The organism is Nocardia sp. NPDC051750, from assembly GCF_044453135.1.
GTDB lineage: Bacteria > Actinomycetota > Actinomycetes > Mycobacteriales > Mycobacteriaceae > Nocardia.
This window is the reverse complement of the sequence record NZ_JBITCK010000004.1, coordinates 358,267-383,871: the sequence shown is the minus strand read 5'-3', so window position 1 is coordinate 383,871 and position 25,605 is coordinate 358,267. Positions and strand designations below refer to the sequence as shown.

The following is a 25,605-nucleotide window of genomic DNA, read 5'->3' as shown; positions in this document are numbered from 1 at the left end:
GCTCGAGATGCCGGCGCTCATCCCGATGCTGGTGTCGAACGCGATGGACGGCATCAGGAATGAATTCGGCACCGACGGGGCGGCTGGGTCACCCGGCCGCCGCAACTTCAGGCGAGCGGTGCGGTACTCACCGGCGTCTTCCAGTCCGTGATCCCGGCGATCGGGCCGATCATCGTCTTCGCGGTACTGAACGGCTCGTACGCTGCCGAGTTTCCGCCGGCGATCGCCGCCATGCTCAACGGCCAGGTGCTCTACACCGATACCGGCATCACCGTCGGATTCCTGATCGCGGCCGCCGTCGCGTTCCTCGGTGTGCTCGCCGTGCTGTTCTTGCCGTGCACCGGTGAGCAGATCGAGATCGATGCGATCCTCGCTGACGGGAGGCAGCCCGCTGAGCTGACCTGACACCCGCTTCCACTGCTGCTGCCCGGAACGGTCCGGCGTTCCGGGCAGCAGCGTTCGGACGTGGTCTGCCTCACGCGAGCCGGGAGACGTACGGCCGCATAGCATCGACCCAGACCGCGTACCCGGCACCGGACAGATGCAGACCATCACGGGTGAACGCGGATCGCAGCACACCGCCGGAATCAGCGAGTGCGGGCCACAGATCGATGTAGACCGCGTCCGAGTCGGCGGCGATCCCCCGGTACGCGTCATTGAGCTCGCGTATCCGGTCGCCGAACCGGGCGCGCCTCGGCATGACGCTCTGGACGAACAGCGGCGCGGAGGGCGCGCGGTGACGGATCGCCGAGAAAGATCAGGCGGTCTGTCGGCGGGGGTAGTCGCGCGAATTGCGAGGCTCGCATCGCCATGGATGTCTCGAGCAGATACCAGCGACCCAGTCTGTACACCAACATGTGTCCTTCTCCACGCGAAGTCGACAGCGCGGGTCGGTCAGTTCGACAGGTTCAGGTGCTCCGGTGTGGGCAATGTGTTCGCCCGAGCGAGGTCGCCCAGCCAGGCCAGACTCGGCTTCGGGGTGCGGGCGAAGGTCCGGCGGTCGACGGCGATCAGCCCGAAGGTCGGTCGCCAGTGGCCCCATTCGTAGTTGTCCAAGGCCGACCAGTGCAGGTAGCCGCGCACGTCGACACCGTCGGCCATCGCCGCGCGAAGGTGCGCGAGAGCTTCTCCGGTATAGGCGATGCGGCGAGTGTCGTCGTCGGTGGCTATGCCGTTCTCGGTGACCAGCACGGGGGTTCCACCGGTCACCTCCCAGGCGTGGCGCACGGCGATGCCGAGCGCGTCGGGGCGGTAGGCCCAGCCGGTCAGGGTGTTGTCGGGATGATCGGGGTGCGCGACGATGCCGTCCTCCCCCACCGTCCGGCTGGTGTAGGCCTGGCTGCCCACGAAGTCATCGCCCGCGGCCGCTTCCAGATAGGGGTCTTCCCACACGCGGTTGGCCTCCGCCAGTTGCCGCTCGCAGCCGGGCGCGGCGACAAACGCTTGCTGCGCGATGCTCCATCCGACAGCTGCGCTGGTCTCCGATCGCAGGATCGCCGTCGCGGCGTGATGGGAATCGATCAGAATCCGGCCGATGTCCGGGTCGGGCTCGGGCAACGCGCCGGCCGCGATGACGCGTACCGCCTGCGGGTCTGCCACCATCTGCTGCACGGACGCCATGATCGCAACCATGTTCGGTTCGTTGATGGTGCACACCCACGGCACATCCACCAGAATCGGCGCGACCGCGGTCACGAAATCGGAAAAGCGCCCCACGGCATCGGAACTGGCCCATCCACCAGAATCGGCGAACCACGCCGGGCCGGTGAAGTGGTGCAGCGTCACCACCGGGGTGAGACCGCGGTCGAGCGCGGTGTCGATCATCCGCCGGTAGTGGTCGAGCATCGCCCGCGAAACCTGTCCACGCGTGGGCTCGATCCGCGCCCATTCCACGCCGAACCGGTACGCGTTCAGGCCGGCCTGCCCCAGCAGCGTCATGTCCTCGTGATACCGGTGGTAGCTGTCGACGGCGTCGCCACTGCGTTCGGGAAGTATCTGTGGCGCACCGGTTTCCAGCGCCCACCAGTCGCTGTTGAGGTTGTTGCCCTCGGTCTGGTGCGGCGAGGTCGCCGCTCCCCACAGAAAGGTATCGGGCAGCTTCATCTAGTGATCACTCCGTACTGTCGGCGGCTGCTGACGGCCCCGCCCGGAGAGCGCATGACCACACCGAACCTCGCGTCTAACGCAGTGTAGCAATCCGACTGACTGTTCAGTCGGGTAGACGCTATCCCGGTGCCCACCCCCACACAGGGACATTCACCGGTAGCGACGACCGGCTACGCGCGATCGCTCCCCTCGGGCGTGGTGAGCGGAACGACGCCGCCAGCACGGCCATGGTCGTCGAGGAGCCTGCCCATCCGCTTGACGTGCCGCAAGGACAGCGCGATGTCGATGATCTGCAGATCGTCGACCTGCTCGGCGAGCGCCGCCTCCAGCCGGTGGATATCGGCGGCCGACCGCAGCCAGACCGACAGCAGGAGATTCGCACGGCCGCCGGTCACCGAGGAGCACGAGCGGGTTTCGGGCAGTCGGGCCAGCTGGGTTGCGACATTGTCCAGGTCGGCCGGCCGCACCCGGCACCACAGCGACGCACTGATCGGCCATCCCGATACCGGCTGTGCCACCTCGCAACGCATGACGATGCGGCCGGCGCCGAGCAGGGCGTTGACGCGACGGCGTGCGGTCGAGACACTGATGCCGACGCGCTCGCCCAGCTCAGAGAAGCTGGCGCGGCCATCCAATTCCAGTGCCGCGTAGAGCTTTTGATCGACCGCGTCGAGCGTGACCCCCGCTTTCGGCAGCGATTCCGGTCGCGAGGCCGAAATGCGGGCGCGCTGCGCGGCGGTCAACGCGCGCAACCGCCACCTGCTGCCTTCGGTATAGACCGCGGTCATCACATGGGTCCGGCAATCACGAACACCGGGGATTGCGCCCAGCGAGGTGAGGACATACGACGACAGATCCGCCAGATTCGGCGTGAATACGGTGAGCGAGAGATCGCCGTCACCGGTGATGTGTTCGATGGTCGCGACCCGGTAGTCGCCGCGCAGGGTGTCGGCCACGGCACCCGCTTGACCCGCCGCGCACCGGACATAGATGTTCGCGCCGACGACATCCCAATCCCACGGAGTGCCGGGATACACCGATATCCAGACCAGGCCGGCGGCGGCGAGCCGCTCCCACCGGCGCGCCGCCGTGACCGGATCCACGCCGAGCACACCGCCGACCAGCTTCCACGGAACGCGCGGATTGAGCTGGAGCGCGTTGACCAACTGCAGCTCCAGCTCGTCAAGATTGAATGATTCCTGCATTTACCGTCCAGCAGATAGCAACTTCATGCGAAATCCGAGGTCAGTTCGAGACTACACGCTAGCCTCCCCCCACCGCTGAGACGACCAGTGCCAGGGCCGTCAGTGGTCTGGAAGGGAACCGAGGATATGACCGAACGAACCATCACCGAATCGCCGACGCCGGACGATTCCGCCAGGCAGCGCCCCGGCTTGCCGCGCCGCGAACTCGCCGCGGCCACCGTCGGCGGCATCGTCGAATCGTTCGACTGGACCGTGTACGTGATCTTCGCGGCCTTCTTCACTGCTGACCTGTTCGGCTCCGATTCGCTCGGCGCCACCATTGTCGCCTACGGCGGCTTCGCGGTCGGCTTCGTCGCCCGTCCGCTCGGCAGCCTGTTCTTCGGACGGGTCAGCGATTCCCGTGGCAGGCGCTTCAATCTGCTGTTGTGCATGTCGATCATCTCGGTGGCGAGTATCGGCATCGCCCTGGTTCCCCCGGCGGCGGCAATCGGTATCTGGTCGGCGGTGCTGCTGGTCGCCCTGCGCATCGTCCAGGGCCTCGCCTACGGCGGTGAGGGGCCGACCATCGCGGCCTACGTCGCCGAGACGGCACCGCGGCGCCATCGGTTCCTGTTCAGCGCGATCTCCTATGGCGGGATCATGTTCGGGTCGATGCTGGTCTTCCTCACCGTCGCCGTGCTGAACGCGACGATAGGCGAGGAAGCACTGCGCGCGGGGGGCTGGCGATGGGGCTTCGTCGTCGGCGGTGTGCTCGGCCTGCTGGCGTTGTGGATTCGGGCCTACGCGCCGGAAAGCAGCGAGTTCGAGGGCGGCCGGGCGGCCGTCGCGGCGCGGCCCCCTGCCCTGACCGTGGTCTTCCGCGAACACCGCACCGCCCTGCTGACGATCTTCCTGCTTACCCTCGGCGGCACGGTGACCTACTACTACACACTCGTCTACCTGCCGAAGTTCGCCGCAGCGGCGGGGCGGGCCGACACGGCGTCGGCCACCTCGTTCATGACCATCGTGCTCATCGTGGTGCTGGTCGCCATGCTGATCGTCGGGGCGTGCGCGGACCGGTTCGGCGTACTCCCGCTCATGCGAATCACCTTCGCGTTCAACGTCATCGGGGTGCTGCCGATGACCTTCGCGCTGATCCATGGCGCGCTTCCCTTCGAAGTCGTCGCGCTCACGCTCGGGCTCGGCGCGGCCGGCTTCGCGGCGGTCGGCAGTGTCCTGAGCGCGTTGCTGCTGCCGACCGCCGTGCGGGCAGTCGGCGCGGGCGTGGTGGCCACGGTGACGGTCGCGGTGTTCGGCGGCACCTTCCCGATGGTCGCCGAGGCTCTGCATGCCTTCGATCTGCGCTGGGTGATCCCGGGCTACGTGTTCGTCGCGGCAGTCGCGCTGCTGGCCGCAACCCACACGGTGACCAAGGTCCGCCTGTTCACCGAAACCGTTCAGTAAGGAGTCCCAACACATGTCCATTCGTGAGGATGCTGCAGCCCTACAGGGCGATCTCGTGCAGCTGCGACGTGCCCTGCACCGGGAGCCGGAACTCGGACTGCACCTGCCACGCACCCAGGAGAAGGTACTGACGGTGCTCGACGGACTGGGTCTCGAGATCGGCACCGGAACGTCGCTGTCGTCGGTGACCGCGGTCCTGCGTGGCGCGCACTCCGGGCCGACGGTGCTGTTGCGCGGGGATATGGACGCGCTGCCGGTCGTCGAACGGACCGGCGTGGACTTCGCGGCGCAGGCCGACCGCATGCACGCCTGCGGACACGACCTGCACACCGCCATGCTGGCGGGTGCCGCGCAACTGCTCAGTGCCCGCGCCGACCGGCTCGCCGGGGATGTGGTGTTCATGTTCCAGCCCGGCGAGGAGGGCTTCGACGGGGCCGGGAAGATGCTCGGCGAAGGCGTGCTGGACGCCACCGGCAGCAGGCCGGTGGCCGCCTACGCGTTGCACGTGATCAGCCAGCACATCCCCGCCGGAGTCTTCGCCGCGCGACGCGGGCCGTTCCTGTCCGCGGCCGACACGGTCCGGGTCACCGTGCGCGGAGCGGGCGGACATGGTTCGATGCCACATCAGGCACTCGACCCCATCCCCGCGGCCTGCGAAATGGTGCTCGCGCTCCAGACCATGGTCAGTCGCCGCATCGATATCCACGATCCGGTGGTGATCACCGTCGGCGCCCTGCACGCGGGTACCCAGGACAATGTCATCCCGGACGAGGCCCATTTCGAGGCCACGGTGCGCTCGTACTCACCCGAGTCGCACGCCCGGGTGAAGGACGGTTTCATCCGCACGGTGCGCGGTGTGGCCGCCGCGCACGGACTGTCGGTCGAGATCGACTACGCCCAGTTGTACCCGGTGACAGTCAACGACGATCAGGAAACCGACTTCGCCGCTGCTACCGTCGCCGAGGTCTGCGGGCCGCAACGGTGGGCCTGGCAGGACCGCCCAGGCGCGGGCTCGGAGGACTTCTCCCGGGTCATCGCCGAAGTCCCCGGTGCGATGATCGCCCTCGGGGCGACTCCGAGCGGCACCGACGTCGACAAGGCGCCGATGAACCACTCGCCGTTGGCCGTATTCGACGAATCGGTACTCGCGGACGGCGCGGCGGTCTATGCCGAACTCGCGGTCCGCCGCCTTGCCCAGTCGGCCGACCGGGGCGAGCACACAGAGCGCGGTGCCTTGTAGCGCAAGGCTTGTCGCGCACCGGCCCGACTATCGAAGGAGACAACAGTGCCGAGCCTCGCCGTTGGCGCGCTCACCGCCTTTTTGCGACTGAAGCGGGCGAATCGCCCGTTCGTCAGCCCCGCTCATGCGCGGGAGCGGATTCGGGAACGCACCCTGCGCCCGCGTCCCTATGGCCCGCCCGCGCGCCTGCGCAGGGACGTCTCGGTGTCGGTCGAGCATCAAGACGGCAGGCCGGTCTACACCCTCGCTCCGCGTACGGGCCGCTCCCGCGGCAGTGTCGTCTATGTCCACGGCGGCGGTTGGATCCACGAAATCGCACCGCAGCACTGGAACCTCGCCGCCGACATCGCGGCGAGCGCCGAAACGACCGTCGTCGTCCCGATCTATCCGCTGATACCGTTCGGCACCGCCGCGCAGGTCGTCGCGGCGACCGCCGCACTGGTCGCGGACTGCCGTGCCCGATATGGCGAAACGTGCCTGGCCGGCGACTCCGCCGGCGGTCAGATCGCCCTGTCGGCCGCGATCGTGCTCCGCGACGAATACCGGGTCCGGCTTCCTGCCCTGGTGCTGATCTCGCCCTGCGTCGACCTCTCGCTCACCAATCCCGACATCGACCTGGTGCAGCCCGCCGATCCGTGGCTCGGCCGGGACGGAACCCTGGTGCTGATCGAGCACTGGCGTGGCGAGCTCGAGCTCGTCGACCCCCGGGTGAGTCCCCTGGCCGCCGATCTGCGCGGGCTCGGACCGTTGACGGTCTTCTGCGGTACCAACGACATTCTGAATCCGGACAACCGGTTGCTCGTCGACAAGGCTCGAGCCGCCACTGTCGATGTCGAATACCACGAGGCACCCGGGCATGTGCACGTATACCCGCTGACCCCGACTCCCGAGGGCAAGGCCGCCCGCACTCTCCTCGTCGACCGGCTACGGACCGCGCTGGCCGCCACCGGATGACCACATCCCACGCGGCGGCTCCCGACACCGTGGTGTCGGGAGGCGCCGCCGTATCTGTCAGCGGAGTCGTTCACCCTGGCGCCGCACAGCGGCGGTACACAGGTCGAGCAAGACGACGTCATCGATCTCCACCGCACCTCTGGCATGGCCGAGGATACGCTCGCACAGTTCGTCGACGACCGGCTGCGGAGCATCGGCCGCTATCGCGTACGGCTCGGGCTCAGCGGGGACATGACTAAACAGTCCGAGGTTGTTGTCGTGCATATTCGTGCTCCGATCTGCGGTGTGCGCTGCCGGTGAGAGTCGCGGCAGGCAGGGTCGCGATGCGAGGCCCGCGGTGGTTCGCCCGACGGGCGACCTCCGCGGCCGCTCCGGCCGGGCGTTGCTGCGGAGGGTTTCGCTTTACGGCGCCCGTCAGGACCGCTCGGCGCCGTCGTCGGGTGTCGCGTCGGCGCCCGACCCGTTCTCGGCCGCCGAGAACACCGGCTGGTGCGCGATGGCCGAGACCGGATAGACCTCGGGTTCCGCGGGGGTGTGACTGAACAGGCTCGGGTTGTTTTCTTGCATATCGATACTCCGGTCGTAGATGGTTTTCAGCTCTCGCGCAGTGCGCGGGATCGCGGACGCGTACCGTCCGGCAACGAAGGCCCCGCATCGTCTGCGGGTCGGGCCTGCCGTGGTCAGGTCGCCCGGCTCGGCGGATCGCCGCCGTGGCCCGGTGTCGGCCCGGCGGGTGCCGGACCTCCGGAACTAGCGTCCTGAACAGCGCCTGGGTCCCCGATCGGATCCGGTGCTGTGATCGATACTCCTGACTCGGTCCGAGCGGACCGGATTGCGCGTGACCCGATATTCGCGGCCTGCGCCGGATGATGCGCGGCGTGCGCGGCCATATCCACCTTACGCGCTACCCCGCCGGCCTACGCGCTACCCCGCGAGTTTCCTTGCGCAGCCGGAGCGCGGTCAGTAACCCGCGGACGGGCTGAGCATCATCTCTGCGGTCAGGGCCGTCGAATTTACGTTCCGACGCGGTTTCCGGCGCATCGTCGGAGGTCGCGATCAACAGGCTGTCCGGGAGCGCCAGTTTGTGGATCGTGCGCAGGCTGAGCAGGGCTTGGCGCGGCAGCGATCCGGTGGTGTACGGCAGATCGTATTTCGCACAGAGAGCCCGGACCCGGGTCGCGATCTGCGGGTATCGGTTGCTGGGCAGATCGGGGAACAGATGGTGTTCGATCTGATGGGAGAGGTGGCCGCTGAGGAAGGCGAGCACCGGGCCGGCGTCGAAGTTCGCGGTGCCCAGCATCTGCCGCAGATACCAGTGCGCCCGCGTCTCGTTCTCGAGGACCGCGGGCGCGAATTTTTCGGCGCCGTCGGGAAAGTGACCGCAGGAGATCACCAGATACGCCCAGATATTTCGGACGAGATTGGCGACGGCATTCGCGGTCAGGGTGCGACGCCACCGGCGGCCGCTCAACGCCGGGAACAGGACGTAGTCCTTGCCCACCTGCCGGGCGATCTTCCCCGCCAGCACCCGCGCCGAGCCGGTTCCGCCCGCTGCCGTGCGCCCGAACTTACGCTCCAGGTACCAGCCCTGGGAGGCGATCCCCCATTCGAAAGACGCCGCCAGCAGCAGGTTTCGCAGCGGCTGCACCAGGTGCCCGGGCTGCCATCGCTCGTCACGTGTCACCCGCATGACACCGAACCCGATATCGTCGTCCATCCCCAGCACGTTGGTGAAGACGTGGTGCCGATAGTTGTGGGCGTGCCGCCACTGCGCGGACAGCCCGGCCATATCCCATTCCCATGAGGTGGAGTGGATCTCCGGATCGTTCATCCAGTCCCACTGGCCGTGGCTCACGTTATGGCCGATCTCCATGTTCTCGATAACCTTGGCCAGCGCCAGCCCGCCGGTCCCGGCGATCCAGCCGGTGCGCCGCCGGCTGAATCCGATCGTCATCCGCGCCGCCGCGTCGAGCGCCCGCTGGCAGGCAATGGTGCGCCGGATGTACCGCGCGTCGCGCGCGCCGAGGCCGTCGAGCACGTCCTGCCGGATCTCGGCGAGTTCTTGCCCGAGCGCCTCGACCTCGGCGGCGCTCAGGTGCGCATACACCGCCACCTGGCTGATCGCCATACTTTTCTGGCCCCACATTCCTGGGTAGTGGCCCGGTTCCGGATCCGGAACCGTCGTGGAATCACCGTTGACAGTGGTCAGCGGTGTCAGCCGAGAAGCCGCGACCGGGCTGGAGTGCTGTCACGGCGACATCTCCGGACTCACCCGGTTGCAGCGTCTGTCGATCTCGCGAGCCGAACGGCTTATCCGACCTGTTCACAACCACCGTAGCCGTAGTTCTCAGGTCCGGGCCACAACTGGGCGCAGTGCGGACGCGGGGTGCCGGAACAAAAAAGCTCAGCCAGATTCTTCCTACCTATTGAATGTGCCGTTATTCAGCGGTACGGTAGTGAACGTATCAATAAAGCACCCCGGAAGTGCTACCGCCCTATCAGCCGAACCGGGGCGTGACGAGTGAGGACCCCCCATGAATCGCAATCCCGCACCTCGCACCCGCCGCATCGCCACCCGGATCGCCGCGCTCGCGGTCATCGCCCTGGCGCCGCTGGCTGTCACCGCCGGCCCCGCCCTCGCGGGCCCGGCCACCGCGATCAGCGACTCCGACGATTCCAGCAGCTTCGGTAACGACGACAGCCACGGCTTCGGCGACAACGGCTTCGGTAATCACGGCGTCGGCGACAACGACTTCGGCTGGGACGACAACGGCCAGTACGGATACCGCGACCACAACCAGCACAACTACGACGGCTGGAACGACCAGTTCAACACCGGTCACAACGGCCGCGAGGACCGCGATTCGCACGCCGGCTACGGCGGCAACCGCGGCAGCGACTACGACGCACCGGCCGTTTGGGATCGCGAAAACCACAGCGGCGGGACCCCGAACCAGACGTGGAATGTGCCCAACCCCTACATTCCGCCGGCTCCGCCCGCCCTGGTGCCGACTCCGCAGGTGTTCCTGCCGTCCCTGCCGCATCTGCCACTGCCGGGCATCCCGGCTCTGGCCGGCCTTCCCGGAACCGGCAGCGCGTTCTGATCCCGGCAAGTAAGTTGCCGTTATCTAACGGCACGATTATAAGTGAGACACCAGATAGAACGATCGGCCGGGCCCGTACCCGGGCCCGGCCCCTTGTCAACCGGCGATCACACAGACGTGGCGACCGCCTTCATCAACTGCCGGTCCGCCGCGGCGAGCACCGCATGCGCGGCATCGGAAAGATCCTCCGCCCGGACCGCCCGTTCACAACGGCGCGCCAGATCCCGCCGGTCGTCCCCCGCCGGCTCGACCGGGGCGAGAACGACCTCCGCGGTCAGCCCCCGCGCCCGCAGCACCCGGATCACCGAGCTGAGCAACGTATCGTCACCGACGAAACCCGGAACGGTCGACCGGTGCCCGTGCCGGTCCAGGTAGCGCAACCGCACCGGCTGCACCGGGGTCGCCGTATCCACCGCGGCCTGGAACAACGCGGGCCGCAGTTTCCCGTAGGCCCGGCCACACCAGGTGGTGCCCTCCGGGAAGAAACCGATCCGCTCCCCGGCGGTCAGCCGCTGCCCCACCTGATCCACCACATCCGGTAGCCGGCGCAGCCGCTCCCGCTCGATCGGGATGACCCGCATGATCCGGGCCAGCCGTCCCAGCAACGGCCAGTCGATGAGATCGGCGCGCGCCACGAACGCCAGCGGCTGCACGGATGCCAGGACGATGATGTCCGCCCACCCGATATGCCCGCAGGCCACCAGCACACCCGTACCCGGCTGCGCGAACCGCGACCGGCCCGTCCCCTCCCGGCGATCCACCACCCGGAGTCGAATACCGCAGCTGCGCAGCAGCATTCCCGCGAAGTACCGCTGCACCCCCGAACGCCGCGACGACGGTGTGACCACATGCGCGAACGGATAGGCAGCCAGCACCGAGAGCGCGCCGGCGGCCCGGATCCCGGCGCGCAGCACCCCGACCTCGGCGCTGTGCTGTACGCATCCGGTCACACACGGGCTCGACGGCATCCAGGCGTGCTGGGGTAGATCCACCTCGGCGGGCCGCTGTTCCAGCGTTTTCCCCGACATCCGCTCACCGCCCACCGTCGAAGTTCGCGGCTGCCCCGCGCAAACGATCCAGGTACCGGGTGTTGATGGTGTCCAGCCCCAGCAGCACCACGAAATCGGCGACGGCGAAATCCGGGTCGTGCGCCGGTTCCCCGCAGATCTCCGCGCCGAGCCGGAGGTAGCCGTTGAGCAGCGGCGGCAGTTTCGGCCGGGCCGGGGCCGGCAGATCGTCGAGCGGCACACCGTCCACCACCACGGGCCGGTACGGCCGCACCCGCTTATCCGGTGCGCAGGCATGTTTGGCGAGCAGGAAATCGCGCACCCCGCGCACATTCACGCCGGCCGGCTCGTCCGGGCGGCTGCGCATCGGCACCGACGCGCAACCCATCACCCAGTCGTAGCCGGTGAGCTGGATGTAGTGCAGGATCCCCGCCCACATGAGGGTGAGCACCGACCCGTTGCGGTGGTCGGGCACCACACACGCCCGTCCCATTTCCACGACCCGCAGCCCCGCCGGATCCAGGCGTGTCAGGTCGAATTCGGTGGCCGTGTAGTAGCCGCCCGCCGCCGCGACCTTGTCCGGCGGCAACATCCGGTAGCAGCCCACGAATTCGCCGGTGACCTCGTCGCGCACCAGCATGTGGTCGCAGTGGTCGTCGAATCTGTCGGCGTCCAGCCCCGTACCGTCGTCGGGGATATCGAAGCCGGGTTCGTTGGCGAAAACGTTGTACCGCAGTCGCTGCGCCGCGATGCGATGGTCGGAATCGGAGGAGACGATCAGTGCGTATCGGGACCGGTGATCCTCGCTGCCGGCCGGTCGAGCCGGCGCTGTCAGCACGGACGTAATAGCCATAAGGCTAAGGAGGCCAGTCCGACACTGCGCCGGGGCGTCCGCGAAGTGTCGCGGGTATGCCGGTTCGGTGAACGAGATGCAGATCACACCGAGCGTTCACCAGCAGGTTCCTACCGGTTCGTCCGCCGGGCGAATGCGAGTCGCCTCGCGCTCGGAACCGAATGCGCACCGAGCGCGTTGAGAATCGCGCCCCACTCGACCGGCCCTGCCCGCGAGAACTGCCGGTGGTCCGTACTCACCCGCCGCGGAACGCGGCGGGTGCAACCGAGCCGACCGGGCCCTGGTCTACGCGACGAAACGTTCCGGCTCCCGGACTCGGTCACGCCACTGCTCGTCGACCTCTTCGAACCCGGGGCGGCCGGTTCCGATGAACGCCACCAGCCACGAGAGGACCGCGGCGAACCGGTTACGGAAGCCGACCAGATAGAACAGGTGCACTGCCAGCCAGATGATCCATGCGAGCGTCCCTCGGAAGGTGATGCGCTCGTTCAGCTTGGTGACCGCGCTGAACCGGCTGATCACCGCCATGCTGCCCTTGTCCCAGTACACGAATGGTGTTCCGGCATGTTTGTCGCGACTGATGATATCGGCGGCGTGCCGGCCCTCCTGCATGGCGACCGGCGACTGTCCCGGGTAGCCGTTGAGTGAGGTCATATCGCCGATCGCGTAGATATCGGCATAGCCGCCGACGGTCAGATCGGGATTGATGAGCAGCCGCCCGGCGCGGTCGGTTTCACATCCGGTGGCCTCGGCCAGCAGTTTCGCGAACCCGCCCGCCTGCACACCGGCCGACCAGACGATGGTCTCGGCGTCGATCTGCCGCTGCTGCCCCTCTTTGTCCTTGACAGTGACCTGCCCGGCCTCGATATCGGTGACAAAGGTGCCCAACAGCACCTCCACACCACTGCGGGTCAGCGTTTTCTTCGCGTACTCCGAAAGCCCTCCACCGAACGGCGGCAGCACCGCGCCCGCACCTTCCACGAGGGTCACCGAGACCTCCTGGTGGAAGTGGCGCTTCGCCAGCTCCTTCAACTGCCCGGCCACCTCGACACCGGTGGCTCCGGCGCCGACCACCACGAACGACAGGAGCCGCCGGCGGGTCTCCTCGTCTGCGTCCGCGGCCTCCCGGAAGACTCGCTCGATCTGGGCGCGCAGCAGCTTCGCGTCGTCGATGGTTTTCAGCGAATAGGTCTTATCGGCGAAATCGTCACGTCCGAAGTACGACTGGCTGGCGCCCGTCGCGGCGATCAGCGACCCGTAGCGGATCCGCCGGTCGCCGTCGGGAGTCCGATAGGTGAGGATCGCCGCATCCGGCTCGATGGCGGTGACCTGACCCAACCGCACATCCGCCTCCTTGTGCCGGCGGAGGATGTTCGCGATCGGGGGCGCGATCTCCTCGGACGCCAACACCCCGGTGGCGACCTGGTACAGCAGCGGCTGGAAGAGGTGTTCCGGCGTGCTCGAGATCAGGACATAATCGACACCCGCCTTCGCCAGCTGTTTGGCGGCGGCGAGCCCACCGAAACCCGATCCGATGATCACCACATCCGCGTACTCGACACCGGCACCGATTTCCGTGACGTTCTGCATGACAGCCTCCTTCACTCATGACTAACCGTCATCCAGAACGCAGATATTTCAGGGTTCAGGGCGCATAATTGAGATGACTCTTATCTGATCTCGTCATGAATGGGGTTGAGATGGAACTTCGCCAGCTCACGTACTTCGTCGCGGTGTGCGAGGAGCTCAGTTTCAGCCGGGCCGCGGCCCGCTGTTTCATCTCGCAATCGGCGATCAGTCATCAGATCGCCCGGCTCGAGCACGACCTCGGCGTCCAGCTCTTCGAACGCTCGACCCGATCGGTCGTCCCCACCGACGCGAGCACAAGATTACTACCGCTAGCAAAGCAAATGCTAGGGCTCGAATCGGCCATCCGGGCCTCCATCCGGACCACCGGCCCGCGGGTCCGGCTCACCGCGAATATGTCCTTCGCCACCCGATCACTGTCCGCTATCGCCGGCGCCCGAGAAACCCATCCCGGGGCGGAGATCGAATTCGTCATCAAACCCTTCCGGCAACGCATCGCCGCGGTATCCGACGGCGACTGCGATCTGGCGCTGATCCGCGGCAGCGTCCAGCAGGCGGGGCTGGTCGTGGAACAACTGTGGGTGGAAGACCTCACCCTCGCCACCGCCCCCGCGCATCCCCTCGCCGGCCGCACCGATGTCACCCTCGCCCAACTCAGCGACTACCCCCTGCTGCTTCCCCCGGAGTCCGAGCAGGTCCTCATCCACAATGTCATCCGTGCCGCCTTCGCCGACCTCCCCGTCGGCCCCACCTACGGACCCCCCATTCCCCCCGACCACACCGCCACGATGGAACTGATCAACCACCCCGACGCCTGGACCGCGCTCTACGCGAACAGCTCGACGGAAGGGATCGCCACTCTCGCCCTGGCCGACCAGCGTCTGCGCATCCCCGTCTCCGCGGTGCTGCGCGCCGACACCCGCCGCACTCCCATCCTCGCGACATTGCTGGACGGATTACACGGGGCGTAGGCGGCGGAATACACCGACGGTAAGGCCCTGCCCCCACGACGACCGGCCCGGTGCCGTGGCGCACCGGGCCGGTCGCGCCCCCACGGCCGGGCAGTGGCCGCCGGGGCCGGTGACACCGCCGGTTCGGCGCGGCGGGCCACCGTGAAACCCGAGTGGCGAGGGACCCCACCTCGGGTTGTCTCGTGCACCGTCGTCCGACGGTGGTTCATCTGCGGCAGGGACGGTTACCGACCGTCGCGCTGCCTGAGTACCGCACCCTCGGGTACCGGCTGGACTTCTCCGCTCCGCAGGATGATCACTCCCGGACTCCCCGGGGGCAGCTGATACCCGGGCAGATCCCGGCCGATGTCCTCGCGCAGGATCACCCGATCGATATCGGACCGTTCCTGCCCGTTGATGATGATGACTTTCTTGTGGCCGGGCCCCGGATCGGCGCCCGCCGCGCCTGCTCCGGCAACGGCCGCGGTTGCTACCCCGGCCCCGCACACCACAGCTGCGAAGGCCCTGCTCGCCGGCTTCAGCTTCACCATGGAACTCCTTGTCACACCAGATTTTCCGCCGATCGGGCGACCGGCTCTCCGATGTCTGCGACGGTAATTCCCTTCCCTGTGCCCCAGCTGCGTACCGAGCTGGGAGTCGGCTGGGAACCTGAGCCCTCCGAGAACCGGCCGTCAGCCGCAGCAGAACGGACCGTCGCAGGGCTGCCCCACTTCGCTGCCGTACACGGCGAAACCCGCGACCGGCGCCAGCACCGCTGCCACGAGGGCGGGTTCCAGCGTCGGCGCCGCCCACATATCGAGCTTTCCCCAGCCGGCGGGCACCGCCGTGAGATCACCGCGCACGACTCCGTCGATGAACAGGGTCCACAGGTCGTGGTCCGGGAAACCGTTGATCCGCAATACCCACCATTCCCCGGCCACCTCGGCAACCAGCGGAAAGCGCCAGTTCCCGGTGCTCCGCCACGCCGGCCGCCCGTGCGATATATCCAGGCCCACACCATCAGTATCACCGCGGGCGCCGCCGGCACTCGGACCGACCGCTCGGGCGCTCCGGGTGTACACTACTAATTTAGTTAGCCGAAGCAACTAATAATCCTTATGTCAACACCAGTCTCTTGCGATCGAACAGACGAAAGAGGGGGCGCCATGCAGAACATCTCCACAGCGGACGAGCCCGGCTCCCCCGACGAAGTCGCGACCCTGTACCACCTGCTCACCTGGATCAACCGAACCTTGCGCGCCCGCGGCGCGAGCCGGAACCTCAGCGCGGGCGTCGCCTCGGCCCTGTGGACGATCGTCAATCACGGCCCGGTCCGGCTTTCTGTCCTGGCCGAGCGCGAATCCGTCTCCGCACCGACGATGTCCCGAATCGTGGCCGCCCTCGAGGCCCAGGGGTACATCGCGCGCACCCCCGACCCGGACGATGGACGTGCCCGCCTGCTGAATCCGACACCGGACGGGATCGAATTGATCAGCAACGCCCGGACCAGGAAGGCACAGGTGCTCGCCGAGGCCATCGACGGGCTCGCCCCGGACGATCGCGTGACGGTCGGCCGCGGACTCACGATCCTGGCCGACGCCCTCAGGACCACCGGCCCGCCCGACCCGCACCGATGAGGCGTCGCGCCCTGCCGCCATTCCCTGGACCATCCCTGCAAAGGAACCCTCCATGACTTCGCCCACCACCCGAGAGCCCACCGCGGGCGCCGCCGACCTCGGACCGCACTACAAGTGGATCGCGCTGTCCAACACCACCCTCGGCATGCTGATCGCCACGATCAACTCCTCCATCGTGCTGATCGCGCTGCCCGATATCTTCAAAGGCATCCACCTCAACCCGCTGGAATCCGGGAACACCAGCTACCTGCTGTGGATGATGATGGGCTTCCTGGTCGTCACCGCCGTGCTGGTGGTGAGCTTCGGCCGCCTCGGTGACATGTTCGGCCGAGCCCGCATGTACAACATGGGCTTCGCCATCTTCACCCTCTCCTCCATCTTCCTGGCGATCACCTGGTTCGACGGGACCGAAGCGGCGATCTGGCTGATCGCCTGGCGGATCATCCAAGGCATCGGCGGCGCCTTCCTCATGGCCAACAGCTCCGCCATCCTCACCGACGCATTTCCCGCCCACCAGCGCGGGCTCGCCATGGGCATCAACGGTGTCGCCGCCATCGCCGGCTCGTTCCTGGGCCTGCTCGTCGGCGGTGTGCTGGCACCGATCCAGTGGCACTACATCTTCCTGGTGTCCGTCCCGTTCGGGGTGATCGGCACCGTCTGGGCCTACCTGAAACTCCGCGACACCGGGGTCCGCAAGAAGGCGAAGATGGACTGGTGGGGCAATCTGACGTTCGCCATCGGCCTCATCGCGATCCTGGTCGGCATCACCTATGGGATCCAGCCCTACGGCAGCTCGGATATGAGATGGGGCAACCCGTGGGTGCTGACCGCGATCATCGGTGGTCTCGTCGTACTGGTCGCGTTCGTGTACATCGAAACGAAGGTCGAGAGCCCGCTTTTCGAACTGTCGCTGTTCCGGAACCGCGCGTTCGCGTTCGGTAACGCGGCCAACCTGATGGGGTCGATCGGCCGCGGTGGCCTGCAGTTCATCCTGATCATCTGGCTGCAGGGCATCTGGCTACCGCAGCACGGCTACGACTACTCCCGCACCCCGCTGTGGGCGGGTATCTACATGCTGCCGATGACGGTCGGCTTCCTGCTCAGCGCCCCGCTCTCCGGGGCACTGTCGGACCGGCTCGGCACCAAATGGTTCACGACATCCGGAATGCTGATCACCGCGGCGACGTTCGGTGCCCTGATCGCCTTACCGGTCGACTTCACCTACGGGATCTTCGCGGTGATCCTGCTGATCAACGGGATCGGCCAGGGCCTGTTCTCCTCACCGAACCGCGCCTTGGTGATGAACTCACTGCCCACCACCTCCCGCGGTTCGGGAGCCGGCATGATGACGACCTTCCAGAATGCGTCGCAGGTGCTGTCGATCGGACTGTTCTTCTCGCTGATGATCGCCGGTCTGAGTGCGCATCTCCCGGCCGCGCTGTTCGACGGACTGACCGCAGGAGGGATGCCGGACGCCTCCGCCCAGGGGATCGCCGGGCTGCCGACGGTCGGCATCCTGTTCGCGGCCTTCCTCGGCTACAACCCCATAGAGCAGATCGGTGGCGGTGCGCTGAACGGGTTGCCGCAGGCCGGCATCGACCACCTGACCGGGCTGGAATTCTTCCCCCACCTGATCAGCGACCCGTTCGCCGACGGCCTCAGCGCCGCCTTCACCTTCGCGCTCATCTGCTGCGTACTCGGTGCGGTCTTCTCACTCTTCACCGTGGGACGCCGGCCGGAAAAGGCGGACAGCGAGAAGACCCACGAGTCCGTGGGCGAAGAGCTCGCCGCGGTGGCCGCGCAAGCGTCCGGCGAGGCCCCGTCCGAACTGATCGCCGAACCCGCCCGACGCTGACTCGGGCCGAGTACAAGTACGTCGCTCAGGGTCAGCCGTTGAGCTTCTTCAGGATGACGGCGATCTCGATGGCCTGGCCCGAACCGAAGCTCGGCGCGAGCGTGCCCACCGCTTCCCAGCCCTTGCGGCCGAGGTCGTTGAGGTCCTGCTCGATCTTGTCGTAGTCGAAGCCCTTCATGCTGAGCTTGTACCGCAACACTTTGTGCTCCCACTGTGCCGCCATGCGCCGGACTCCTTTCGGTGTTCGTGATGTTCGGTCACGCCGGCGCGGACGCGCCCTCGCACGGACAGTCAAAACTATGCCGCCACGGCATGGTCAAACCGGCGCGTTGGGGATCCGGTTCAGGCGGGTGTGCCGAAGGATTCCAGGATCGTGTTCGCCCGTTCCCGGGCGGCCTGTGCCATGCCCGGGTGCGTAGTCTCGTAGAGCTTTCCGGCCTCCACCGCGTCGAGGATGATCTGTGCCGCCTGCGCGGCGGGCAGCATCTCTTTCGACATCTCGGTGATCGCCTCCATCATCGGCCCCAGTTTGTCCATCACCTCCGGAGGCAGCGCCGACTCGGGTGCCGCGCCCTCCGGCGGACCGGCGAGTTCGGCGAGACCGCGGAACATCTGGGTGTCCACCGGGCCCGGACACACCACCGTCACACCGATATTCGGGGCGACCAGGCCGAGTTCGCCGTGCAGGGATTCCGACAGCGAGATGATCGCGGCCTTACTGGCCGCATACGGTGCGCCGAACAGGCCGACGGTCAGCCCCGCCAGCGAGGCGGTGTTGACGATATGGCCGTGGCCGGCGGCGATCAGATGGGGTGTGAACACGTGGATTCCGTTCACGACACCACCGACGTTCACTGCCCAGACGCGGTTCCAGTCGGCAGGGGTGATATCCCAGCTCGGCCCGCCGCCGCCCATGCCTGCGTTGTTGACCACCAGGTCCACGCGGCCGAACTCGGCGAGCGTGCGGTCGGCCAGGGCGCGTACCTGATCGATATCGGCGACATCGGTCGGTACTGCGGTGGCGTGATCGCCGAGGCCGGTCGCGGTGACGGTCAGCGCATCGGTGTCGATATCGGCCAGCACCACCCGCAGGCCTCGCTCCACCAGCGCGGTGGCCACTGCCGCGCCGATCCCGTTCGCGGCACCGGTGACAACGGCGACCTGACCGGCTTCCAGTTTCATGAACCCTCCACATTCCGCGGACCCACCCGCACGGTGGGCGACACCACCATCGTTGCTCCCCCGGCCGGAGAAAGCATCCGCCTAGAGTTCGATCCTCACCTCGATCCCGGGTAGTACGGCCCGGTTCCGCGGAGACTTCGAGCCGCGACCTTCCGGAGAGCACGGGCCGCACCCCGTTCGGGGGCGGCCGCGCGGGATGGTGACCTGAATCACTATTGACCCGGAACGACCGTGACAGCTGTCCGGGCCCACATCTCTTCTCAGATCTCCGGAGGTGCGATACAGTTTGTTTCGAAGATTCAAAACAAACTGTCTCATAGCGAGGTGCGATGCGACCCCCGGACCCACGCACGGTGCGCAGTCGCGAGGCGGCACTCACCGCGGCCCGCGAATTGCTGATCGAGCAGGGAATGTCCGGTCTCACCCACGGCGCCGTCGCGGCCCGCAGCGGTATCAGCCGGGCCACGCTGTACCGGCTCTGGCCCGAACCGGCAGATCTGGTCCGCGCCACGCTGACCTGGCATATCGCGTTGGCGCAGCCGGAGACGACCGGCGACCTGCGGGCCGACCTGCGGACCGCACTGACCGGAACCCGCGCGATGCTGCACGAACCGGCCAGCGAGCAGGGGATGCGCGTGATGATCGAAAGGGCCGCTGTCGACCCGAAATTCGCGGAGGCCAAGGAGGCCCTGTACCGCTCCGGCACCCAGGTGGTGCGCGCGATCCTGACCGATGCCGTCACTCGCGCCGAACTGCCGGCCGCGCTCGATATCGACCTCGCTCTCGATCAACTGCACGGTCCGCTGTTCTTCCGGCGACTGGTCGCCGATCGCACCTTCGAACTCGACTACGTGCACGATGTCGTCGACGATTTCCTGCGCTGCCATTCCACGAAACCCCCACACCAGCAAGGAATCTCGTGACATGACGACTCCGGTAACCAGAAACCTCTCCGCCCCGCGCCTTCTCGCCGTACTGGTCGCGCTCGTCACCGCGTTCGGCGCGCTGCTGGCCGATTTCGTCATCCCGGCCGGCGCGGCCCAGCACCTGCGCAACGACGCATGGCCGCCGCACGCGAAGTTCCACGACGCCCAGTACATCGTCCTATCGATCCTGCTCGGCGTGGTCGCACTGGTACTGCTGGCCCGGCGCGGGGGCGGCACCCGGTCGCGGGTGTGGACAGCCTGCACGATCCTGGCCACGCCGTGGCTGGGCCTGCTGGGTGCGATGCTGTTCCCCGGTACCGCCGTGCACGACCCCGAATTCGACACCGAGACGATCATCGGCCTGCACCCCCAGGTACTGCTGGCCGTGATTCTGCTGGCACTTCTGCTCGTCGCCGCCCTGGTCGTCACCCGGACCGAACGGGAGAACTGACACGGCTGTCGCCCGGCCGCGGCGTTCCGTGTGTCCGATCCGAAGTGCGGCAAACGCTGACGTCGGCGAGACCGCTCATGCAGCACACGGGGCCGAAAGCTGACGTTCGGTTGTCTCCGGTGACTGCATTCCGGGCGGGATCAGCGGGCCGATCTCGGATCAGTCAGGACCCACACACCGTGCCGGGCGGTTGTCCGGCGAACAGGGAGCTGAGGAAGGCATCGGCATCGCCACGCGCGACCTCGAGGACAGCGCGGTGGTCGGCGCCCTCGTACGTCCGATAGTCCAGGGGCGAGCCGTTGGCGCACAACGAGGCGGTGATCTGTTTCGTGACCGGCTCGGCGACCAGAGCGTCGGCGGTGCCCTGCGCGACCATGGTCGGGACCGTCAGGGAGAGGGTGTCCGGCTCCTGGCCGGCGAAGTAGGCGGTGAGCGCGGCGGTATCCGCGCCGGGGGCGAACAGACCGCCGGCCGGGATCGTGGCCGCTGCCGCTCTGATCTGGTCCATACAGCCCGTCCGTGCGGCACCGAGCAGCGGTTTCGCGGCGTCGCTGATCATCGTCTCGGCCACCAGGGCCGGGTCGGCGGCCTCGGCTCCCAGCAGCAGTACCGGCAGGAACGGGACCGCCGCCCGTACCCCGGGGCCACCGGCCGCCATATAGGCGGCGGTCTCGCTTGTGCGGCTGCCCGGTGCGTAGGCCACGGCGCCGAGGAGGTCGAGTTCCGGGGCGCGCCGTGCGGCATCGGCGGCGGTGAACAGCGCGGCGTGCCCGCCTTGGCTGTGTCCTGCCACCACCCATTTCGCGCCGATCCCGGGGTCGAGTTCGCGTGCGGCACGGACGATATCGGTGACGGTATGCGCGGCGCTGACGCCGTTCATGTAGGGATGGCCGCCCGGTGTGCCCAGTCCTTCGTAATCCGTGGCCACCACCGCGTATCCGTCGTGCACCCACCGAGCCAGCACCGGGTCGGTGACGGCGAGGTAATCGTGCGCGGGCCCGCCGGCACTGTCGGCCGACGGTGCACAGGCGTCACCGACACCGGTGGTGCCGTGCGCCCAGCTGATGATCGGCCAGCCGCCCTCGGGCGGGTCGCCCGCCGGAATCGCCACCGTTCCCGAAACCAGGATCGACTGTCCGGAGGCGGATTCCGACAGATAGGTGATGCGCTCGGCTCGGCCGGCGACGGAAGCCGGCGAGTTCGCACCCGGTGCTGCCGGGATCGGTGTCGCGGTGATCAGCGCGCCCGGCTCGGCGCGCTCGGGCGGTACGGGCGCATCGGCACATCCGGCGAGGGCCAGAACCAGGGTGGCGAACACCGCCGCCGGGTACCACTTCCGGGCGCCGGGGCGGCGGACAGCAGACATCATGGAACTCCGATCGAGCACAGGCATGGGAATCGATGGGTCGGGCGGTGGCCCGTGCCACCGCGGTCGGCTACCCGGCCTCGGCCGAGAGCAGCCGATCGGCTGCCCCGGACAGCCAGTCCCGTTCCGATCGCCGCGGCGATTTCCCGCGGTCGCCGGTGCGGATCCGGATATCGGGGAACAGCGTTCGCGACACCTCCCCGGCCGCCCCGGCCACCAGCGGCGCCACCCGGTCGAGCTGCGTGCTACGGGCGTCCCCGCATAGTGAGACAGCGGCGACCGGCCCCTCCGGACCGCGCACCGCGGCACCCACGCAGACCACCCCGGACACCGATTCGCTGCGCTCGAACGCGAGACCGCACCGTAGCCGGATCCGGTTCAGTTCGTGGTGCAGCGCTGCCGGCTCGGTAATCGTGCGGTCGGTGCGTCGCTGGAAGGACCGGCCGTAGAGACCGTCGATCACCTCCGGCTCCAGCCACGCCAGAATCGCTTTCCCGCCGGCGGTGGAGTAGGCGGGGGCGCGACCGCCCACCCGGGACGGCAGCCGGGTGGCGAACGACCCGCCGATCTTGTCGAGATACAGGCTGTCGCCACCGTCGAGCACCGTCAGGTGCACCACCATGCCCGTCCGCAGATGGAGCTCGTGCAGCAGCGGGGCCGACGCCGCCCGGATCCGGCCGCGCTCGTCGCCGCCGAGGCGGGCCGCGCGGCGTCCCAGGGCATAACCGAACGAGGTGTGCTCGACCCAGTCCGAACACACCAGCTGATGCAGGATGCGGTAGACGGTGGAGCGAGGCAACTGAGCACGGTAGGCGACCTCTTCGAGCGACAGACGCACCTGGTGACCGTCGAACGCATCCAGAATCCGGGTCATCCGCTCGACCATGGACGTCGGAACATCCGGCGTCCGGCTGTGCACAGTGGCGACATTTCCCGAATCAATGATATCCACTGATTTCTCCAAATACGCTGGTCAACAGCTCGCGCGAGGCAAGAACTGAAATTCATTCTCGCACCACCGTAGCACTGTGGTCCGGTCGCGGAGCGGAAACGACGAGATGCCGTCCGAGCGGCGACGGGCGTCGGTCCCGGGAGCCGGTGCCCGGCCGGTATCGGCGCTCGGGTGCGTGCCGGGGACAGCAGGAACGCACGAGCGCCCAGCCGGCTGCCCGAACACGGGGTGTGCGCGGTCCCGCTGAGTGATAATGACCGGTCAGCGGCTCGGCCGGGCATGAGAAATTGCCTGCCGATACGCCCACAGAAAGAAAGGCCGGCACCATGACGACACCCGCCGACGCCCAGTTGCGCATGACCGAGATCGTCACGGAGCTGACCGGACCCGGTGGCCGGTTCGAAATCGCCGTCGAAGACGTCCTCGGCACTCCGATACCGGTGATGCGCCACCGCGCGCGGACGGTCGGCACCCTGGTGGCCGCCTCGCGCGCCTGGGGCGACCGCGACTATCTCGTGACCGCCGACCGCCGCATATCGTATGCGCAGCACCTCGACTCGGTGGCCGCCCTGTCGACCGCCCTGCGCGACAACTACGCGGTGGCGAAAGGCGATCGGGTCGCGATCCTGGCCGCCAACTGCCCCGAATGGGTGATCGCGTTCTGGGCGACGCAATGCCTGGGCGCCATCGGTGTCGGGCTCAACAGCTGGTGGGTGCCCCGCGAGATCGAGTACGGGTTACAGCACTGCCGGCCGGCCGTCCTGATCGTCGACGCCAAGCGCGCCGCCCTGCTGGCCGATATCGACACCTCCGGTATCACCGTCCTCACCGTCGAGACGGACCTGCCGCGGCTGATCGCCGCCCACTCCGGCGCCGAACTTCCGGAAGCCGATATCGACGAGGACGATCCCGCGGTCATCCTCTACACCAGCGGGACCAGCGGCCGGCCCAAGGGCGCCGTGCATTCGCACCGCAACCTGCTGGCCGTCGTCGACTACCACCGCTTCACCGACGCGTTCGCGACCGAACTCGCCGGCCGGCCCTATACCGGCACCGAGCCGAGCCCGCTGCGATACCTGCTCACCTCGCCCCTGTTCCATATCGCCAGCCTGCACAACCTGGTCGTACCGCGGCTCGCCACGGGCGGCGCGGTGGTGATGTATCAGGGCGCCTTCGACGCGAACACCGCCCTGGGCCTCATCGAACGGGAGCGGGTCACCAACTGGGGAGCGGTGCCGACGATGGCCTCGCGACTGCTCGAGCACGGCGATCTCGAGAAATACGATGTGTCGTCACTGACGGCGTTCGCGCTGGCCTCCGCCCCGTCGTCGATCGCGTTGAAAGACCGGCTCCGGGAACGCTTCCCGTTCGCCCGCAACGCTTTGGTCGACAGCTACGGCCTCACCGAGTGCAGTACGGCGATCGCGGTCGCCACCCCCGCCGATCTGCAGCGCAATCCCGGCGCGCTCGGCCGGCCGATCCTCACCGTGAGCCTGGAGATCCGCGACCCGTTCGGCGAACCCGTGCCGGCCGGGGTGGAAGGGGAAGTGTGCGTGCGCAGCCCGTTCGTCATGCTCAGGTACTGGGAAGACGACGCCGCGACCGCCGCGACCATCACCCCCGACCGCTGGTTGCGCACCGGCGATTTCGGCCTGCTCGAGGACGGCGTGCTGCGGCTGACCGGTCGCCGGTCCGACCTGATCCTGCGCGGCGGCGAGAACATCTACCCCACCGAGATCGAACAGTGCCTCGACGAACATCCCGCGGTCCAGGAATGCGCCGTGCTCGGCGTCGACCACCCGGATCTGGGCCAGGAGGTGGGGGCGGTGGTCGTACCGAAACCCGATGCGACGGTCACCGAGCGGGAACTGCGCGAGTACGCGGCCGAGCGGCTGTCCTATTTCAAAGTGCCGACCCGCTGGCGGATCACCACAACGGACCTGCCCCGCAATGCGACCGGCAAGGTGATCCGCCGTGGGCTGACGGTCTGACGATCACCCCCGGCCACCCTGCCGGGGCCGGTGAACCGGGCGCCCCCTGCGGCGCCGCTGCCTGCGTCGGACGGTCCACCCGCGACCGATGAGCCCACCGCAGGGCGTCGACCATCATGTGGCGGTGAATGTTTCCGGCCATTCCGCGAGCAGTAGATCGCACAACTCCCGAAGGTCCGTTTCCGCGTCGGGAATGGTGATCCGCCCGTTGAGGCAGGACTGGATGATCCCGAAAACCGCGTGGATCAGTAACCGCAGCAACGCCGCGTCCCGTTCCGTCACCCGCTCGATTCCGGCCGCGTCGGACATCAGCTGCCGGAAATTCCGGTCGACCCGGGCCGTATCCGGTACGGCGGACGCCTTGGCCATACTGTTCGACTGGATCATCGCGGCCGACAGCAGGGGACGGCGCAGCAGCGCCCGGACCACCTGCAGCAACGTATCGTGGACCGCGTCCTTGGCACTGCGCTCCGGACGGGCTCTACTCGCGAACCGCTCCCGCATCCGGTCGATCTGATCGAGCATCACCGCCACGAACAGATGCGTTTTCGACGGAAAGTAGCGGTACAGCGTGGCGACCGCGACACCCGCCGCTTTCGCCACCTCGTTCATCTGGACTCGTTCGAGTTCGTTCTCGCTCGCGAGTTCGGCGGCGGCCGCGAGTATCCGCTCGACCCGGGCCCGCTGTTCGGTGGAACTCGGTGCCGCGGCATCGCGCGCTTCGGCGATTCTCGGCATCGCATTCCTTCCTGGTCCGGCCACGCACCGTATGCCCTCATGCTGCCAGGTTCCCCGT

27 protein-coding genes are annotated in these 25,605 nt (G+C 67.8%); 11 read left to right on the top strand and 16 right to left on the bottom strand.

Going from position 1 to position 25,605, the window contains the following annotated elements; translation table 11 throughout:
- The first annotated feature begins 147 nt into the window (after window positions 1–147).
- Window positions 148–405, top strand: a complete 258-nt coding sequence (locus tag ACIA75_RS20190) for a hypothetical protein (protein WP_397106089.1) — start codon at window positions 148–150, stop codon at window positions 403–405.
- A gap of 70 nt (window positions 406–475) precedes the next feature.
- Here the strand turns inward: ACIA75_RS20190 and ACIA75_RS20185 are convergent, their stop codons facing one another.
- From ACIA75_RS20185 to ACIA75_RS20175, 3 genes are all read right to left on the bottom strand, one after another.
- On the bottom strand, window positions 476–745 hold the full coding sequence (locus tag ACIA75_RS20185) for a GDSL-type esterase/lipase family protein (RefSeq protein ID WP_397106710.1): 270 nt from the start codon (window positions 743–745) through the stop codon (window positions 476–478).
- 149 nt (window positions 746–894) lie between these two features.
- Window positions 895–2,103: a glycoside hydrolase family 1 protein gene (locus ACIA75_RS20180; protein WP_397106087.1), complete on the bottom strand. Its 1,209-nt coding sequence runs from the start codon at window positions 2,101–2,103 to the stop codon at window positions 895–897.
- A gap of 173 nt (window positions 2,104–2,276) precedes the next feature.
- Window positions 2,277–3,311 (bottom strand): Lrp/AsnC family transcriptional regulator, encoded by a 1,035-nt coding sequence (locus ACIA75_RS20175; RefSeq protein ID WP_397106084.1) that lies wholly within the window; start codon window positions 3,309–3,311, stop codon window positions 2,277–2,279.
- A 126-nt stretch (window positions 3,312–3,437) separates the two neighbouring features.
- On the opposite strand from ACIA75_RS20175, the gene ACIA75_RS20170 reads away from it, so the two are divergent.
- Genes ACIA75_RS20170 through ACIA75_RS20160 form a run of 3 tightly spaced genes read left to right on the top strand, consistent with a single transcriptional unit; the run spans window position 3,438 to window position 6,948 of the window.
- Window positions 3,438–4,754: an MFS transporter gene (locus ACIA75_RS20170; RefSeq protein WP_397106082.1), complete on the top strand. Its 1,317-nt coding sequence runs from the start codon at window positions 3,438–3,440 to the stop codon at window positions 4,752–4,754.
- A gap of 13 nt (window positions 4,755–4,767) precedes the next feature.
- Window positions 4,768–5,994, top strand: coding sequence for a M20 family metallopeptidase (locus tag ACIA75_RS20165; RefSeq protein ID WP_397106080.1), 1,227 nt, complete (start codon window positions 4,768–4,770; stop codon window positions 5,992–5,994).
- Window positions 5,995–6,039: 45 nt separating this feature from the next.
- Window positions 6,040–6,948, top strand: a complete 909-nt coding sequence (locus ACIA75_RS20160; protein ID WP_397106078.1) for an alpha/beta hydrolase fold domain-containing protein — start codon at window positions 6,040–6,042, stop codon at window positions 6,946–6,948.
- A 57-nt stretch (window positions 6,949–7,005) separates the two neighbouring features.
- On the opposite strand, the gene ACIA75_RS20155 is transcribed toward ACIA75_RS20160, so the two are convergent.
- From ACIA75_RS20155 to ACIA75_RS20145, 3 genes are all read right to left on the bottom strand, one after another.
- A complete protein-coding gene (locus tag ACIA75_RS20155) occupies window positions 7,006–7,212 on the bottom strand; it encodes a hypothetical protein (protein ID WP_397106076.1) in 207 nt (68 codons plus the stop codon).
- A 150-nt stretch (window positions 7,213–7,362) separates the two neighbouring features.
- The gene (locus ACIA75_RS20150; protein WP_397106074.1) at window positions 7,363–7,515 is read right to left on the bottom strand and encodes a hypothetical protein; all 153 of its coding nucleotides are present in this window, start codon (window positions 7,513–7,515) and stop codon (window positions 7,363–7,365) included.
- 337 nt (window positions 7,516–7,852) lie between these two features.
- Entirely contained in the window at window positions 7,853–9,076 is a 1,224-nt protein-coding gene (locus ACIA75_RS20145; RefSeq protein ID WP_397106072.1) for a fatty acid desaturase family protein, read from the bottom strand.
- A 406-nt stretch (window positions 9,077–9,482) separates the two neighbouring features.
- On the opposite strand from ACIA75_RS20145, the gene ACIA75_RS20140 reads away from it, so the two are divergent.
- Window positions 9,483–10,052 (top strand): hypothetical protein, encoded by a 570-nt coding sequence (locus ACIA75_RS20140; RefSeq protein ID WP_397106070.1) that lies wholly within the window; start codon window positions 9,483–9,485, stop codon window positions 10,050–10,052.
- A 107-nt stretch (window positions 10,053–10,159) separates the two neighbouring features.
- On the opposite strand, the gene ACIA75_RS20135 is transcribed toward ACIA75_RS20140, so the two are convergent.
- The 3 genes from ACIA75_RS20135 to ACIA75_RS20125 form a co-directional block, all read right to left on the bottom strand.
- Entirely contained in the window at window positions 10,160–11,080 is a 921-nt protein-coding gene (locus ACIA75_RS20135) for a lysophospholipid acyltransferase family protein (protein ID WP_397106068.1), read from the bottom strand.
- Window positions 11,081–11,084: 4 nt separating this feature from the next.
- Window positions 11,085–11,912: a GNAT family N-acetyltransferase gene (locus tag ACIA75_RS20130; protein ID WP_397106066.1), complete on the bottom strand. Its 828-nt coding sequence runs from the start codon at window positions 11,910–11,912 to the stop codon at window positions 11,085–11,087.
- Between the two features lie 285 nt (window positions 11,913–12,197).
- Window positions 12,198–13,502 carry an NAD(P)/FAD-dependent oxidoreductase gene (locus tag ACIA75_RS20125; RefSeq protein ID WP_397106064.1) on the bottom strand — a complete coding sequence of 435 codons (1,305 nt, stop codon included), beginning with the start codon at window positions 13,500–13,502 and terminating at the stop codon, window positions 12,198–12,200.
- A 110-nt stretch (window positions 13,503–13,612) separates the two neighbouring features.
- Here ACIA75_RS20125 and ACIA75_RS20120 point away from each other — a divergent pair, with 110 nt between their 5' ends.
- The gene (locus ACIA75_RS20120) at window positions 13,613–14,470 is read left to right on the top strand and encodes a LysR family transcriptional regulator (RefSeq protein WP_397106708.1); all 858 of its coding nucleotides are present in this window, start codon (window positions 13,613–13,615) and stop codon (window positions 14,468–14,470) included.
- Window positions 14,471–14,694: 224 nt separating this feature from the next.
- Here the strand turns inward: ACIA75_RS20120 and ACIA75_RS20115 are convergent, their stop codons facing one another.
- Both ACIA75_RS20115 and ACIA75_RS20110 read right to left on the bottom strand, forming a co-directional pair.
- Window positions 14,695–15,000, bottom strand: coding sequence for a hypothetical protein (locus ACIA75_RS20115; RefSeq protein ID WP_397106062.1), 306 nt, complete (start codon window positions 14,998–15,000; stop codon window positions 14,695–14,697).
- A gap of 141 nt (window positions 15,001–15,141) precedes the next feature.
- The gene (locus ACIA75_RS20110; protein WP_397106060.1) at window positions 15,142–15,465 is read right to left on the bottom strand and encodes a hypothetical protein; all 324 of its coding nucleotides are present in this window, start codon (window positions 15,463–15,465) and stop codon (window positions 15,142–15,144) included.
- Window positions 15,466–15,615: 150 nt separating this feature from the next.
- Here ACIA75_RS20110 and ACIA75_RS20105 point away from each other — a divergent pair, with 150 nt between their 5' ends.
- Together ACIA75_RS20105 and ACIA75_RS20100 are read left to right on the top strand one after the other, a co-directional pair.
- Window positions 15,616–16,086, top strand: a complete 471-nt coding sequence (locus ACIA75_RS20105; RefSeq protein WP_397106058.1) for a MarR family winged helix-turn-helix transcriptional regulator — start codon at window positions 15,616–15,618, stop codon at window positions 16,084–16,086.
- Window positions 16,087–16,138: 52 nt separating this feature from the next.
- Window positions 16,139–17,941: an MFS transporter gene (locus tag ACIA75_RS20100; RefSeq protein WP_397106056.1), complete on the top strand. Its 1,803-nt coding sequence runs from the start codon at window positions 16,139–16,141 to the stop codon at window positions 17,939–17,941.
- 31 nt (window positions 17,942–17,972) lie between these two features.
- Here ACIA75_RS20100 and ACIA75_RS20095 read toward each other — a convergent pair whose 3' ends face one another.
- Both ACIA75_RS20095 and ACIA75_RS20090 read right to left on the bottom strand, forming a co-directional pair.
- Window positions 17,973–18,164, bottom strand: a complete 192-nt coding sequence (locus tag ACIA75_RS20095) for a DUF4177 domain-containing protein (RefSeq protein ID WP_397106054.1) — start codon at window positions 18,162–18,164, stop codon at window positions 17,973–17,975.
- Window positions 18,165–18,283: 119 nt separating this feature from the next.
- Entirely contained in the window at window positions 18,284–19,123 is an 840-nt protein-coding gene (locus ACIA75_RS20090; protein ID WP_397106052.1) for an SDR family oxidoreductase, read from the bottom strand.
- A 329-nt stretch (window positions 19,124–19,452) separates the two neighbouring features.
- On the opposite strand from ACIA75_RS20090, the gene ACIA75_RS20085 reads away from it, so the two are divergent.
- Complete coding sequence (locus ACIA75_RS20085) at window positions 19,453–20,046, top strand: TetR/AcrR family transcriptional regulator (protein WP_397106050.1); 594 nt, start codon at window positions 19,453–19,455, stop codon at window positions 20,044–20,046.
- A gap of 1 nt (window position 20,047) precedes the next feature.
- Window positions 20,048–20,500, top strand: coding sequence for a DUF6640 family protein (locus ACIA75_RS20080; RefSeq protein ID WP_397106048.1), 453 nt, complete (start codon window positions 20,048–20,050; stop codon window positions 20,498–20,500).
- Between the two features lie 163 nt (window positions 20,501–20,663).
- On the opposite strand, the gene ACIA75_RS20075 is transcribed toward ACIA75_RS20080, so the two are convergent.
- Window positions 20,664–21,869, bottom strand: a complete 1,206-nt coding sequence (locus tag ACIA75_RS20075; RefSeq protein ID WP_397106046.1) for a lipase family protein — start codon at window positions 21,867–21,869, stop codon at window positions 20,664–20,666.
- 67 nt (window positions 21,870–21,936) lie between these two features.
- Entirely contained in the window at window positions 21,937–22,818 is an 882-nt protein-coding gene (locus ACIA75_RS20070; RefSeq protein WP_397106044.1) for an IclR family transcriptional regulator, read from the bottom strand.
- A 326-nt stretch (window positions 22,819–23,144) separates the two neighbouring features.
- On the opposite strand from ACIA75_RS20070, the gene ACIA75_RS20065 reads away from it, so the two are divergent.
- On the top strand, window positions 23,145–24,809 hold the full coding sequence (locus tag ACIA75_RS20065; RefSeq protein WP_397106042.1) for a class I adenylate-forming enzyme family protein: 1,665 nt from the start codon (window positions 23,145–23,147) through the stop codon (window positions 24,807–24,809).
- A 114-nt stretch (window positions 24,810–24,923) separates the two neighbouring features.
- On the opposite strand, the gene ACIA75_RS20060 is transcribed toward ACIA75_RS20065, so the two are convergent.
- Window positions 24,924–25,547 carry a TetR family transcriptional regulator gene (locus ACIA75_RS20060; RefSeq protein ID WP_397106040.1) on the bottom strand — a complete coding sequence of 208 codons (624 nt, stop codon included), beginning with the start codon at window positions 25,545–25,547 and terminating at the stop codon, window positions 24,924–24,926.
- Window positions 25,548–25,605: the final 58 nt, after the last annotated feature.